At 62.5% G+C, this 13,342-nt stretch carries 12 protein-coding genes; 7 read left to right on the forward strand and 5 right to left on the reverse strand.

Annotated features, from left to right (window positions below; translation table 11 throughout):
- Window positions 1-76: 76 nt before the first annotated feature.
- Genes rclA through rclC form a run of 3 tightly spaced genes read right to left on the reverse strand, consistent with a single transcriptional unit; the run spans window position 77 to window position 2,476 of the window.
- Window positions 77-1,414, reverse strand: coding sequence for a reactive chlorine resistance oxidoreductase RclA (gene rclA / locus QDT79_RS19470; protein WP_308316934.1), 1,338 nt, complete (start codon window positions 1,412-1,414; stop codon window positions 77-79).
- Window positions 1,415-1,451: 37 nt separating this feature from the next.
- Window positions 1,452-1,868 (reverse strand): DUF302 domain-containing protein, encoded by a 417-nt coding sequence (locus QDT79_RS19475; protein ID WP_253719010.1) that lies wholly within the window; start codon window positions 1,866-1,868, stop codon window positions 1,452-1,454.
- Window positions 1,869-1,903: 35 nt separating this feature from the next.
- The gene (rclC, locus tag QDT79_RS19480; RefSeq protein WP_107226407.1) at window positions 1,904-2,476 is read right to left on the reverse strand and encodes a reactive chlorine resistance membrane protein RclC; all 573 of its coding nucleotides are present in this window, start codon (window positions 2,474-2,476) and stop codon (window positions 1,904-1,906) included.
- Window positions 2,477-2,613: 137 nt separating this feature from the next.
- On the opposite strand from rclC, the gene QDT79_RS19485 reads away from it, so the two are divergent.
- The 6 genes from QDT79_RS19485 (at window position 2,614) to QDT79_RS19510 (ending at window position 8,660) form a co-directional block, all read left to right on the forward strand.
- Window positions 2,614-3,489 (forward strand): cupin domain-containing protein, encoded by an 876-nt coding sequence (locus QDT79_RS19485; RefSeq protein ID WP_308316936.1) that lies wholly within the window; start codon window positions 2,614-2,616, stop codon window positions 3,487-3,489.
- 159 nt (window positions 3,490-3,648) lie between these two features.
- Window positions 3,649-4,686, forward strand: coding sequence for a LacI family DNA-binding transcriptional regulator (locus tag QDT79_RS19490; RefSeq protein WP_107226409.1), 1,038 nt, complete (start codon window positions 3,649-3,651; stop codon window positions 4,684-4,686).
- Between the two features lie 271 nt (window positions 4,687-4,957).
- Window positions 4,958-6,193 carry an MFS transporter gene (locus QDT79_RS19495; RefSeq protein ID WP_172837476.1) on the forward strand — a complete coding sequence of 412 codons (1,236 nt, stop codon included), beginning with the start codon at window positions 4,958-4,960 and terminating at the stop codon, window positions 6,191-6,193.
- A 21-nt stretch (window positions 6,194-6,214) separates the two neighbouring features.
- Window positions 6,215-6,976 carry an SDR family NAD(P)-dependent oxidoreductase gene (locus QDT79_RS19500; protein WP_063990306.1) on the forward strand — a complete coding sequence of 254 codons (762 nt, stop codon included), beginning with the start codon at window positions 6,215-6,217 and terminating at the stop codon, window positions 6,974-6,976.
- Between the two features lie 48 nt (window positions 6,977-7,024).
- A complete protein-coding gene (locus tag QDT79_RS19505) occupies window positions 7,025-7,441 on the forward strand; it encodes an RbsD/FucU domain-containing protein (RefSeq protein WP_063990307.1) in 417 nt (138 codons plus the stop codon).
- Window positions 7,442-7,577: 136 nt separating this feature from the next.
- The gene (locus QDT79_RS19510; protein ID WP_130017247.1) at window positions 7,578-8,660 is read left to right on the forward strand and encodes a transketolase-like TK C-terminal-containing protein; all 1,083 of its coding nucleotides are present in this window, start codon (window positions 7,578-7,580) and stop codon (window positions 8,658-8,660) included.
- Here QDT79_RS19510 and QDT79_RS19515 read toward each other — a convergent pair whose 3' ends face one another.
- Window positions 8,661-9,098 (reverse strand): MarR family winged helix-turn-helix transcriptional regulator, encoded by a 438-nt coding sequence (locus QDT79_RS19515; RefSeq protein WP_063990368.1) that lies wholly within the window; start codon window positions 9,096-9,098, stop codon window positions 8,661-8,663. It lies immediately after the preceding gene.
- Between the two features lie 154 nt (window positions 9,099-9,252).
- Here QDT79_RS19515 and aceE point away from each other — a divergent pair, with 154 nt between their 5' ends.
- Window positions 9,253-11,928 carry a pyruvate dehydrogenase (acetyl-transferring), homodimeric type gene (aceE, locus tag QDT79_RS19520; RefSeq protein WP_308316938.1) on the forward strand — a complete coding sequence of 892 codons (2,676 nt, stop codon included), beginning with the start codon at window positions 9,253-9,255 and terminating at the stop codon, window positions 11,926-11,928.
- Window positions 11,929-11,955: 27 nt separating this feature from the next.
- Here the strand turns inward: aceE and umuC are convergent, their stop codons facing one another.
- Entirely contained in the window at window positions 11,956-13,272 is a 1,317-nt protein-coding gene (gene umuC, locus QDT79_RS19525; protein WP_308316939.1) for a translesion error-prone DNA polymerase V subunit UmuC, read from the reverse strand.
- Window positions 13,273-13,342: the final 70 nt, after the last annotated feature.

The raw sequence follows: 13,342 nt of genomic DNA on the forward strand, positions 1-13,342 counted from the left end.
CCCGCCGCCCCGAAGGGCGATAAACGAGAGGTGCTTCGCAGATCTCACTCATCTGCGCCGCCCCTCTCGCCCCGCTTTACCCTATCAACCCAAACAGGTCGTTGAGCGACTCGCTCATGGTCGGGTGAGTGAACAGCTGATCGCGCAGCCGGGTATAGGGCAGCCCGGCGTCCATCGCCGTTTTGACGATGTTGATCATCTCGTGGGCATCGCGGCACAGCAGCGCCACGCCGAGGATCTGGCCGGTCTGCGCATCGACCACCGCCTTCAGCAGGCCGCGCGTGTCGCCCAGCACGCGGGCGCGCGGGATCGCCGCCGCCGGCAGCGTGGCAACCTTAATATTGCGCCCCTGCTGCCGGGCCTGATCTTCGCTGAGACCGATGCGCGAGAAGCTCGGGGTGATGAACACCGAGTAAGGCACCGCGCCGCGATCGGTCGTGCTGCGTTTACCCGCGCCGAACAGGCTGTCGCGCACAATGCGGAAATCGTCCAGCGAGATATAGGTAAACTGCGGCCCGCCGTTGACGTCCCCCAGCGCCCAGATATGCGGCACGCTGCTGCGCAGCTGCGCGTCCACCCGCACGGCGCCGCGCTCATCCGTCTCAACACCGGCGCGCGCCAGCTGCAAGCCGGCGGTGTTCGGCGCGCGCCCGGCCGCCACCAGCAGCGCATCGAACGACTGCATGCCGCCCTGATGCACCACCTCAACGCCCCCTTCCACATCGCGCACCTGCTTCACGCCGGCGTTAAACGTGAAGCTCACCCCGGCGTCGCTCAGGATTTGCTGTATCGCCTGCGCCATATCGCGGTCTTCCCGGCCGAGCAACGCGCCCGCCTCTTCGAATACCGTCACGGCGCTGCCGAACTGCGCGAACATCGAAGCGAACTCCAGCCCGATATAACCGCCGCCGATAATGCCCAACCGCGCGGGCCGCTGCGTCAACTGCAGCAGGCCGGTGCTGTCGTAACTCCGCTGCGAACGATCCAACCCGTCGATCGCCGGCCGGCGGCTGACGGCCCCGGTGTTGATGAAGATGCGCTCGCCGCTCAGCACCTGCGTTCCCGCGGCGCCCTGCACGCTGATGCGGTGCGGATCGATAAACTCCGCCCGTCCGTCGATCACCGTGACCTGTTCAAGCCCCGCCAGGTTTTGGTAGTTTTTCTCCCGCAGCAGGCCGGTCACCTGCCGCTTGCGCGCCATCGCCTGGCTGAACGCCTGTTCGCCCGGCCCGTGAAGCTCGGCATCGTGCACCAGCGTTTTGGTCGGGATGCAGCCGATGTTGATGCAGGTGCCGCCATACATCTGCGCCGACGCCTCCACCATCGCCACGCGCCATCCCTGCCCGGCCAGAAAGGCCGCCAGCGTTTTGCCGGCCTTGCCAAAACCGATGATAATCGCTTGATAATCGTACATTGTGTCGCCTCGTCTCGTGATGTTCATCGCCGGTCAATCAGCGTATTGCGGCCTCAACTAACCGCTCCAGCGGCCTCAGCGCCGCGATCTGTCGTTCGTCGGCCCCGGCGCTCCGCTTCAGACTTTCCGCCGGGTGGTAGCTGACCTGCGTTTTGCCCCGTTCGTCTTGCGCAATCAGCACCCTGAACGGCAGATCCAGCGCCAACGCCGGCCGCGCCAGCATCAGCGGCGTGCCCGCCAGCGGGTTGCCCAGCACCAGCACCGTGGTGGGCGGCATCGCCAGATGATGCTCACGCGCCGCCCTGGCGTGATCGAACTCGGCAAACAGCGTCACGCCCTTCTGCTCGGCCGTGCTGATAATGCGCTGACGCGTTTCCTGATAAGCGTAGGCGCTCTCTACCGTTCGGGTTTCTTGCCCCGGCGTCCCCTCCGCCACTGCAGAACAGGCCAGCATCATCAGGCTACCGGCCACAGCTCGGTTCATGACGCTCATGCGGCCTTCCCCCGCCACTGTTTCTCGAGCAAGCTGCGCGCCGAATCCGCCATGATCATCACCGCGCCCGCCAGCATCAGCGTGTCCTTCAGCACCAGGCGCCCGGCGCCGGAGAGATAAGGGAAGCCGTGATGCGCATCGCCCAGCGCCGGCACCCAGGCCTCCGGGGTGGTGATTAAAAAGGTCAGCGTCACCAGCGGCGTGCAAAAGGAGAGCATGCCGCCCAACAGCCCCAGCCATTTGGAGAACGGGTTGGCCAGCACCAGCAGCGCGATCGCCACCTCCACCACGCCCAGGCCGTTGGAGAAGCCATAGGTATTGTTGGCCTGCTGCCAGGCGCGCGCGGCGAGGTTCAGTTCGCCTTCGTGCGTCAGATGCGCCTGATAGTCCTGCGGCATGTCATAGAAAAACGACATCAGCGGGCTGTTGGCGACGAACGGCGTGATGCTGTCCGCTTCGTAAGGGATGAATTTGAGCAGGCCAATCCATAAGAAGACGATGGCGATGCTGAGGCGAATCAGCGTTAATCCCAGCTTGTCGCCCTTGCTCAGAAAGAATAGTATTTTCATTACCGGCTCCATGTCATTGATAACTCATGCATCGCAGCGACGCCCTCCGCATCGCTGCACTATCGAACCGATCTTAGTGCTTCGCATTACGCCGGCCCATTGCCGAAACAATCAGCTTCTTAGCCAGGAGTCTCAAAATGGATCCGCTCAGCCAACTGTTGATGCTTAACGACATGCGCGGTTACGTGGCGCGCGATTGCCATTTCAGCGGCGAGTGGCGCTCGCCGCATGCCGCCGGGGAGTGGAGCCAGATCCGCTGGCACATGGTGCTGGCAGGCAGCTGTCGGCTGGAGATCCCCGGCGGCTGCCCGGTACCGCTGGAGCAAGGCAGCCTGCTGTTCTTGCCGCACAACTCCGCCCACCGCCTGCTGCCGGAGGGGGCCGACAGCGCTACGCACCTGCTGTGCGGCGTGCAAATCTTGCCGCACAGCGCATCGCCACTGCTGGCGAGCCTGCCGGAATGTTTGCTGTTCAACAGCCGCCAGCAGGGGCGGCTGGCGCTATTGCAGGCGACCGGCCAGCTGCTGAGCGATGAGTTCAGCCAACAGGGCCAGGGGCACAACGCCATTGTCAGCCAGACCATGGCGCTGCTGTTCGCGCTGGCGATCCGCGCCTGGCTGGCCCAGCCGAACCAGAGCGGCAATCTGGTCGCCGCGTTGCTGCATCCGCAGTTGGGCAACGTGGTTGAACAGATGCTGCGCCGCCCGCAACACCCCTGGACGCTGGTGGAACTGAGCGAACGGGCCCATATGTCGCGCGCCAACTTCGCCCGCGTCTTTCGTCAGGTCACGCAGCAAACGCCGCTGCAGGCCCTTACCGCCATCCGCATGCAGCTGGCGGCCCGGCTGCTGGCGCGCCAGGCGTTGCCGCTGAGCCGTATCGCCGAACAGGCCGGCTATTCGTCGGAAGTGGCGCTGCATAAAGCCTTCACCCGCCACTTCGGCCTGACGCCGGGAAAATTCCGCCAGCAGGCCGCCGAGACACCGCCGGACGCTTGCCCGATCTTGGCCTAACCTCCTGCCCCGCCTTACTGTTTAGTAAACAATCCGGCCGCCGCCTGACGACTCTCACAAATGCGCAATCCCATGCGTGCGGCGCCCCGGTTACGGCTTGCCTGCGGCCGGCTTCCCTTATAGATTGCAGGCTAACGGCAGGCAGCAAGGTATCGGCAAATGGCAAATATTCGTGATGTCGCACGGTTGGCCGGCGTCTCCATCAGCAGCGTGTCGAACCTGCTGAACAACCGCAGCCACCAGATGAGCGCGCAGACCCGTGAACGCATCGAACAAGCGATGGCGACCCTGGGGTATCGGCCGGCCCGGGCGGCGGCGGTGCCCGCACCGCAGGCCAAGATCATCGGCCTGCTGCTGCCGTCGATCGTCAACCCGAGCTTTTCGGCGCTGGCGCATGCGGTCGACGGCGCGGCGCGGGCCCACTGCTACCGCGTCTTGCTCGGCAACGCCTACCGCCAGGAACAGGAAGAGGCCGCGTTTATCGACGATATGTTCCTGCATGGCGTGCGCGGCATCATCGTGGCGGCAAGCGACGTTCGCCAGACCCATTTTGTCCGGGCCGCCGAACGGGGCATGAAGATCGTCAGCTATGACAATCCGTTTCCCGAGCGGGCGGCCATCGATACCCCGCTGTTCGACAGCGTCTCGATGGACAATGTCGCCGCCGGGCGCCTGGCCGCGCAGCACCTGCTCGAACGCGGCTGCCGACACATTGTGTTCGCCACCGAAGCGACGCTGACCGTCGGGCGCAGCCACAAGATCGACGGTTTTCTGAGTGCGCTGGGGCACAGCCTGAGCGAACGCCAACGGGTGATCGAAGGCAAGGCCAACAGCGCCTACGGCGACACGGAAATGTTCGAATTGGGGCTGACGCTGGCGCCGCGCGTACTCGCGCTGACGCCGCGCCCGGACGGTATCGTGGCGATTAACGATGCGCTGGGCATCGGGCTGATGGTGGGGGTGCGCGCCGCCGGCGTCCAGGTACCCGCAGACATCTCGGTGATCGGCATCGACAATATCGCGCTGGCCGGCCTGGCCGAACCGGGGCTGACGTCCGTCAGGCCGCCGCTGGCGGAGATGGCGCAGCTGATGGTCGAGCGCCTGATCGGCCGCATCAACAGTGATTCACCACCGCCCGGTGAGTTTCTCTTCCCGCCGACGGTCATCAGCCGGCGTTCGGTTAAAGCCGCCGGCTAACTGAAATAACAGCGTCTTACCCAGGCGATGCGCAGCGGCATCGTCCGGATCGGTGTCAGCCAAAAACAAAGGAACAGGCCGTCGCGCTTAAGGGATGCCCGCGCCTCAATGAATCAGTGTCGTGCCGTTATTTAACGTTCAGCTCAGGGTTATGGGCCGGGCCTCTATTATTCCGATTAACCACATTGGAAATATCAAAATGAAAATAAGCAAGCCGCAGGATATTGAACGCAGCGCTATCAGGAAATTGACGCTGCATATTGTCCCCCTCATGATTTTATTGTATTTCCTGGCCTTTCTCGATCGCAATAACATGGCCTACGCCGCCAAGGCGTTGGAGGATAACCTGGGCCTGACCGCCTCGGCCTTCGGCTTCGCCTCCGGGATTTTCTTTATCGGCTATTTTCTGTTTGAAATACCCAGCAATGCCGGCACCATTAAATTCGGCCCGCGCATCTGGTTCGCCAGAATATTAATTTCCTGGGGCATCTTCGCGACCCTGCTCGGTTTTGTACGCACGCCGCTGGAGCTGTATATATGCCGTTTTATGCTGGGCGTGTGCGAAGCCGGGTTCTTTCCCTCGGTGGTGTATTACTTCACGGTATTTTTCCCGGAAAAATACCGCACCAAAATTCTCGGCATGTTCATCATCGTCCAGCCGCTGTCCAACGCCGTCGGCTCGCCGATTTCCGGCTTTATTCTCAATATTCAGCATGACTGGTTCGGGTTCGCCCCCTGGCAGCTGCTGTTTATCCTCGAAGGGCTGCCGCCGATCGTCATCGGCCTGCTGATCCCGTTCCTGATCAAGAACTCGCCCAAGGACGTCGGCTATCTGAACGTGGAGGAAAAGGCCTGGCTGATGAGCAACGCCGGCCGCTCCAAATCCGGCTCTAAAATCACGCTGGGCGACTTCCTGAAAGGGATTAAAAACAAGAAATACCTGCTCTACGCGCTGCTCAACTTCGGCATGGTGTGCGGCATTTATGGCTTTGGCACCTGGCTGCCGTCGATCATTACCGCCCTCTCCGGCAGCGATATCTTCCGCGTCAGCCTGCTGGCACTCATTCCCTACGGCCTGGCCGCGCTGCTGGTGTACCCGTGGAGCCTGTGGGCCAGCAAAACCAAAAAGCTTGGCCTGTTCGCCGGCCTCAGCATGGTGGTCGCCGCTATCGGCCTGATGGGGGCGGTAACGTTTTTTAAATACGATCCGCTCGTCGCGCTGTCGTTCCTGTGCATCGCCGCCATCGGCATCTACACCGCCGTACCGCCGTTTTTATCCATGCCCGCCAACATTTCCACCGGCGCGGCCGCGGCCGCCGGGCTGGCGGTGGTCAGCTGCATCGGCAATATCGGCGGCTTCGTCGCGCCTTATGCGGTGGGCGTATTGAACGATCTGACCGGCAACAGCGCGCCGGGGCTGTTTTTCCTGGCCTCGTGCCTGCTGGCCACCGGGTTGATCTGCATTTTCTACTGCGCGAAACAGCGCGAAGGCGTCATCAATGCTTAACGAACCAATAAGGAGTCAATCATGGGCGATCTTGCGGGCAAAAAGGTCTTTATCACCGGGGCGGAACAGGGCATCGGCCGCGCGACTGCGGAGCGGCTGATCAAGGCCGGTTGCGACATCTATTTTCACTATCACAGCGACGAAAGCGGCCCCAAAGCGCTGGTGGCGCTGGCCCATTCATTGGGGCAAAAGGCCGCTTACGGCTACGCCGATCTCATCGATACCGACGAAACGCTGCGCTGCGTTTCGGCCGGCGCCGAGTTTCTCGGCGGCATCGACATTCTGGTCAATAACGTCGGCGGCATCGTCGGGCGCAAATGGCTGGGCGAGATCGACCGCGCCTTTTGGCAAACCGTGATCGACGTGAACATGACCACCATGCTGAACGTGACCCAAAGCGCGCTGCCGTTCCTGAAGGCGGCAAACGGCGCCAGCATCGTCAACCTGGCCTCGCAGGCCGGCCGCGCCGGCGGGCATTCCGGCTCGCTGGTCTATTCCGCCACCAAGGGTGCGGTGCTCACCTGGACGCGCTCGCTGGCGGCGGAGCTGGGCGAGCACGGCATCCGGGTGAATGCGGTGGCGCCCGGTCTGATCCTCGGCACCCGTTTCCATAATCGCCACACCACCCAAGCATCGGCGGAGGAAACCGTTCGCGCCATCCCGCTGGGCCGCGCAGGCACGCCGGACGACGTGGCACGCGCCATCGCCTTCCTGGCGGCGGAGTACGACGGCTTCATCTCCGGCGCCACCCTCGACATCAACGGCGGCATCTACCGCATGTAATTCAGCTGCGGGCGGCACGGCTGCCGCCCCCTATTCAGGTATCGCCTTATGATTAAATCCGCCATCACCCACCCGCCGCTGCTCGCCGCGCTGGCGCAATGCGGGCATAAAACCCAGGTGCTGATCGCCGACGGCAACTACGCCTGCGTGACCCACGCGCCGAAAGACGCCACCGTGGTCTATCTGAACCTGGCGCCCGGCACGCTCGCCGCCCCGCCGATCCTGGAAAAGCTGCTGGCCTGCATCAACGTGGAAAGCGCCACGCTGATGGCTTGCCCGCCGGACTTCACCAACACCATCGAAGCCGAATATCGGCAGCTGCTGCCGGCGCAGTGCCCGGTCGAACACCTGCCGCGCGAGGCGTTCTACGCCGCGGTCAAATCAGATCGGACGCTGCTGGTGATCGCCTCCGGCGAACAGCGCCGCTTCGCCAACCTGCTGCTAACGGTGGCGCCGGTGGTGTGAAAGGCGCGAGGGGGATGCCCCCCTCATACTTCGCCGCCTCACACTTACGATGCGATTTCCCCAAAGAAAGCCGTTGGCACACGCATTGAATTGCAATTACAATCGTTGCATTTGCAATTCAAAGAGAGAGCTGTGCATGTCGCCTCAACCTATAACAATGCCCGCAGCAGCAGCCGGTACCCTAACGCTGGCCGAGGCCTGTATCCGCAGGATGGCCACCGCCTATCAGCAAACCGGCGCCGCGTGTCCCTCTTCCACCGCCTGGACGGCGCAAGCCCTGGGCGAACTTAACGCCAGCGGCGACATCTGGCTTATCGACGGCAGAAGGCGCGCTGAGCCGCCGAGTTCCCATTACGCCACGGCCTGGCCGCTCTGGTTTGGCCATCAATCCGGACGCTATGAAAAACCGCTGTTTTACGTCGTCAACACGCCCTCGGTGGACATGCTCCGCGGGCTTGAGCCGGAAACCAATCGCAAGGGGATTTTCATCAGCGATGCGGATACCGGCAGTGCCGATTTGCCGAAAGGCGTGCAGGCCTGGTTCCCGCTTCAGCTCACGGCCATGCCGGGCTGGTTGCCCTTCGATCCGGCCAATGCCCGGGAAACCGGCGCGATACTCCACCATGCCCTGCGCGCGCTCTATCTGGAGGGAGCGAGGAAGATGGTGTATCTCGCGACCAACGCAGACAATGGCACCCTCTCTTCAGGGGAACCGTTTGTCGCAGAACAGGCGTTCAAGGGAATGTATCGCGTCGCCGCCGCGGCAGACTCGCCGTTGCAGATTCGCTTGTGCGGTGCCGGCCGAGCGCTCGCCCGCGTTCAGCAGGCGGCCGAGATGTTGAAAAACTGGGGGATTGCATCTGAAATCTGGAGCTGCCCCAGCTACACGCGGTTGGCGCAGGACGCCGAACTCGCCGACATGCAGCGCCAGGACAGCGGCGGCGAATGCCATCTGAAAGCGTGCCTGGGTGCCGGGAATGTCCCCGTCGTTGCCGTCACTGACTATTCGCACCTGATTGCCAACCAGCTCAGGCGATTCATTCCCGCGCGCTTTGCCGCGGTGGGCTCAGATTCACGGGTGCGCGGCGAAATCCACTACCCGCAGGCGGAATGGATTGCGCTCTGCGCCCTCAAACTGCTGGCCGACGAGCAGAAAATCCCTTCGGCGCTGATCGCCGATGCGCTACGCGTTCTGCACATCACCACACCCGATGCCTGATCACTCTCTGGCCAGCTGCATCGCGTTGTCCAACGCGTCGGAGAAGCGTGCGATCTCTTCTTCGCTGAACTGGTTGAGAAAGTGGGTTTTGACCACCGTGCGGTAGATCTCCCACATCTTTTTCCGCAGGGCCTTGCCTTCCTCGGTGATGGTGGCGAAGGAGGCCCGGCGATCGTCGTCGGAGCGAAAGCGCGTAACCAGCCGCTCTTTTTCCAGGCGATCCATCAGGCGGGTCAGGTTGTAACGCTCAATCACCAACACGTCCGCCAGCTCATGCATGCGGCGCGTGCCGTTTTCCCCGCTTTCCAATCCCCATAACACGTCATACCAGGCGTAAACCGGCAGCCCCGCTTCCGACAACTTCGTCTCTATCTTTCTGATAATCGCCCGATGCGCGCGCACAAAGGAGAACCACAGGTCGGGTTGTTTATCTTTCATGTCATTTTTCTCGTCAAAACCGGTGAGTTGCAATTGCAATTGTAAAGGGATAGAGTGGCTTTCGCCATTGTTGCATTTGCAATTCTTGCACTTGCAATTCACTGAATTCCTGTATCGCTCAGCGCCTTATCAGGTAAGTACATTTGGAGCTTTTATGAACCAACCCGCGGTAAAAGCAGATCTTGACCCACAAGAGACGGCTGAATGGCTTGAGGCATTTGAAGGTGTCGCTGACATCGACGGCCGTGAACGCGCGCATTTTTTGTTGGCAAGAATGGCCGAAGCCGATCAGCGCAAGCACGGTGATTTCTTCAGCCTGGTCACCACGCCCTACGTGAATACGATCCCGGCCTATAAGCAACCGACGTATCCCGGCGATCTGGCCGCTGAAGCACGCATCAATGCGTTTATTCGCTGGAACGCCATGGCGATGGTGCTGCGCGCCGGCAAACACTCCAACGTCGGCGGACATATCGCCACCTACCAGTCGGCCGCAGTGCTTTACGATGTGGGGTTCACGCATTTCTTCCGCGGGCGCACCGATGATTTCGCCGGCGACATGGTGTATATCCAGGGCCATTCCGCCCCCGGCATTTATGGCCGCGCCTATCTCGAAGGCCGCATCGACGAGGAGTTGCTCGACAACTTTCGCCGCGAATCCACACGCCGCGGCCTCTCCTCCTACCCGCACCCGCGGCTGATGCCGGATTTCTGGCAATATCCCACCGTGTCAATGGGGCTGGGGCCGCTGACCGCCGCCTACCAGGCGCGCTACATGCGCTATCTGGAATACCGCGAACTGAAACCGCACCAGGGGAGAAAGGTGTGGGCCTTTCTCGGCGACGGCGAGATGGATCAGCCGGAATCGCTGGCGGCGATTGCGCTGGGCGGGCGAGAAAAACTCGATAACCTGATCTTCGTCGTGAACTGCAACCTGCAGCGGCTGGATGGCCCCGTGCGCGGCAACGGCAAGATCATTCAAGAGCTGGAAGGCACTTTCAAAGCCGCCGGCTGGCAGGTGATCAAGGTGATCTGGGGCAGCGGCTGGGACAAGCTGCTGCAAAAAGACCGCTCCGGGCTGCTGATGCAGCGCATGATGGAGTGCGTCGACGGCGATTACCAAACCTTCAAGTCGCAAAGCGGCGCCTATGTGCGGGAGCATTTCTTCGGCAAGTACCCGGAATTGCTCGAGCTGGTCGCCGACCTGAGCGACGATGAGATCTGGGCGCTGCACCGCGGCGGCCACGATCCGCAAAAGGTGTACGCCGCCTACCATCAGGCGGTGCATACCACGGGCAGGCCGACGGTGGTGCTGGCCAAGACCGTCAAAGGGTTTGGCATGGGGGAAGCCGGTGAAGGGCAGAACATCAACCACCAGCTGAAAAAAATGAGCCAGGATGCGGTGAAGGCCTTCCGCGACCGTTTAGGGCTGACAATCTCCGACGCCCAACTGGCAGAGATCCCTTACCTGAAGCCCGAGCCCGACAGCGCGGCGGCGAAGTACATCACCGCGACGCGCACCGCGCTGGGCGGCTACATCCCTGCCCGCTTCGGCCAATCCGCTCCGCTGGCGATACCGGAACTATCGCGCTTCGACGGCCTCCTGAAGGGCAGCGGCGAACGCAACATGTCGACCACCATGGCTTTCGTCAATATCCTCGGCGCGCTGCTCAAAGACGCCAACATCGGCAAACTGATTGTGCCCATCGTGCCGGACGAGTCGCGCACGTTCGGCATGGAAGGCCTGTTCCGCCAGATTGGCATCCATTCCTGGCTCGGCCAGCTGTATACCCCGCAAGACGCCGGGCAGCTCAGCTACTATAAAGAGGCCAAAGACGGCCAGATTTTGCAGGAGGGCATCAACGAATCCGGTGCGATATCGACCTGGATCGCCGCCGGCACCGCCTACAGCAACCACGATGTCACGACGATCCCGTTTTATATCTTCTACTCGATGTTCGGGCTGCAACGGGTGGGCGATCTCGCCTGGGCGGCCGCCGACGCACGCACCAAGGGTTTCTTGCTCGGTGCCACCTCCGGCAGAACCACCCTGATGGGCGAAGGCTTGCAGCATGACGATGGCCACAGCCACGTGCTGTCTTCCGTCATTCCCAGCTGCGTCTCCTACGATCCGACCTATGCCTATGAACTCGCGGTGATCGTCCAGAGCGGCATGCGCAGGATGTTCGTTGAACAAGAGGATATTTACTACTACATCACCTTGCTCAACGAGGGCTACCCGCAGCCGCCGATGCCGGCTGGCGTTGAGGACGGGATTATCCAAGGGGCGTATTTGCTCAAACAGAACGAAACGGCAAACCAAGAGGGCCCGCGCGCTCAGCTGGTCGCCAGCGGCGCCATCATGCGCGAGGCGCTGGCGGCGGCGGAGCTGCTGGCAGCGGACTTTGGCGTCGCCAGCGATATCTGGAGCGCCACCAGCCTGAGCGAGCTACGCCGCAACGGCATGGCGGCCGAACGCTGGAACCTGCTGCATCCGGAAGATCCGCCGAAAGTTCCTTATATCCAGAGCCTGCTGGCGGCACATCCCGGCCCGGTGGTGGTGGTGACGGACTATATGAAGATCGTCGGCGATCAGATCAAGCCGTTCTTGCCCGACCGTCCCTTTATCGCCTTGGGCACCGACGGCTTTGGCCGATCGGACACCCGCGAGGCGCTGCGTGAGTTCTTCGAGGTCAACCGCCATTTCATCGCGCTCGCCGCGTTGAAACTGCTGGCTGACGAAGGCCGTATCGCCCGCAGCGAGGTCAACCGCGCCATGGTGCTGTATGGCATCGCCCCCGATAAGCCGGACCCGGCGGCGGTGAAGTAACGCGCAGCCTACCCGCGCCGCCGGTTGTCACCTGCGGCGTTTTTCTTCCTTCGATTCGGCGGTGCGCGGCGCCCGCTCCCCCAACCGCACCACCGGGATATCCGCCAGCCGGGTGGTGTAGGCCGGCGACAGCATGTCGCGCTTCATTTGCCACGGCTTGACGATCCCCTGCCCGGCGAACCATACGCGCCCGCGCCCCTCCTGATTCAGGCGATCGAGGGTCGCCATCAGCCGCTCGCTGTTGCGGCGCGGCGGGCAGTCGTCGAACAGATCGATCTGCGCCATGGCGGCGGCGCTGAAATCCCCCAACACCACGCCGCCCTTCAGGTAACGCCGCCCTTCCTGCCAGATGCTCTCCAGCGCGCGCACCGCCATGGCGATGATGTCGCGGCTGTCGTTGCTCGGCGTTTGCAGCCGGGCGGTGCCCATATTGCTGTAATACCCCTCACCCGCCGAATGCGGGCTGGTTTTGATAAACACCGACACGTTGCGACAGTAGCGCTTTTCCTGCCGCAGCTTTTCGGCGGCGCGTTCGGCGTAGCTGCAGATCGCCTCGCGCATGTGCGGGTAGTGCGTCAACCGCTGGCCGAACGAGCGGGAGCAGATGATCTGCTCTTTGGCGGCCGCCTCATCTTCCCACCGCAGGCACGATTCGCCGCGCAGCTCGCGTATCGTGCGCTCCAGCACCACGCTGAAGGTTTTACGCGCCAGCCGGGTATCGCAGTCCGCCAGCTGCAGCGCGGTGTGAATGCCCATCGCCTGCAGCTGACGAGTCAGGCGGCGACCCACGCCCCACACCTCCTCCACCGGGATCAACGCCAGCAGCTTGCGCTGGCGCGCCGGATCGGATAAATCCACCACGCCGCCGGTGCCGCGCCATTTCTTGGCGGCGAAGTTGGCCAGTTTGGCCAGCGTTTTGCTCGGCGCAATGCCGACCCCGACCGTCAAATGCAGCTCGCGCCGGATGCGATCGCGCACCCGCTGGCCGAACGGCTCCAGCGCTTCGCAATGCGCCACGCCGTCCAGCCGCAGAAAGGCTTCGTCCAGCGAGTAGATCTCCACCGCCGGCGCCATCTCTTCCAGCGTATCCATCACCCGGCGGGACATATCGGCGTACAGCGCGTAGTTGGAGGAGAACACCGCGACGTTGCGGCGGCGCATCTCCTCTTTGATTTTGAAATAAGGCGCGCCCATCGGCACGCCCAGCGCCTTCGCCTCGGCACTGCGGGCGATCACGCAGCCGTCGTTGTTGGACAGCACGATCACCGGCTGCCCGCGCAGATCGGGCCGAAAGATGGTCTCGCAGGAGGCGTAGAAGCTGTTGACGTCCACCAGAGCGAACATGGTTACCGACCTTTCATCGTCAGTGGGTTGTTATTCATAACGGCACCAATTTACTGTTTATATATACAGT

It is taken from the genome of Serratia marcescens, assembly GCF_029846115.1.
Taxonomy (GTDB): domain Bacteria; phylum Pseudomonadota; class Gammaproteobacteria; order Enterobacterales; family Enterobacteriaceae; genus Serratia; species Serratia marcescens_L.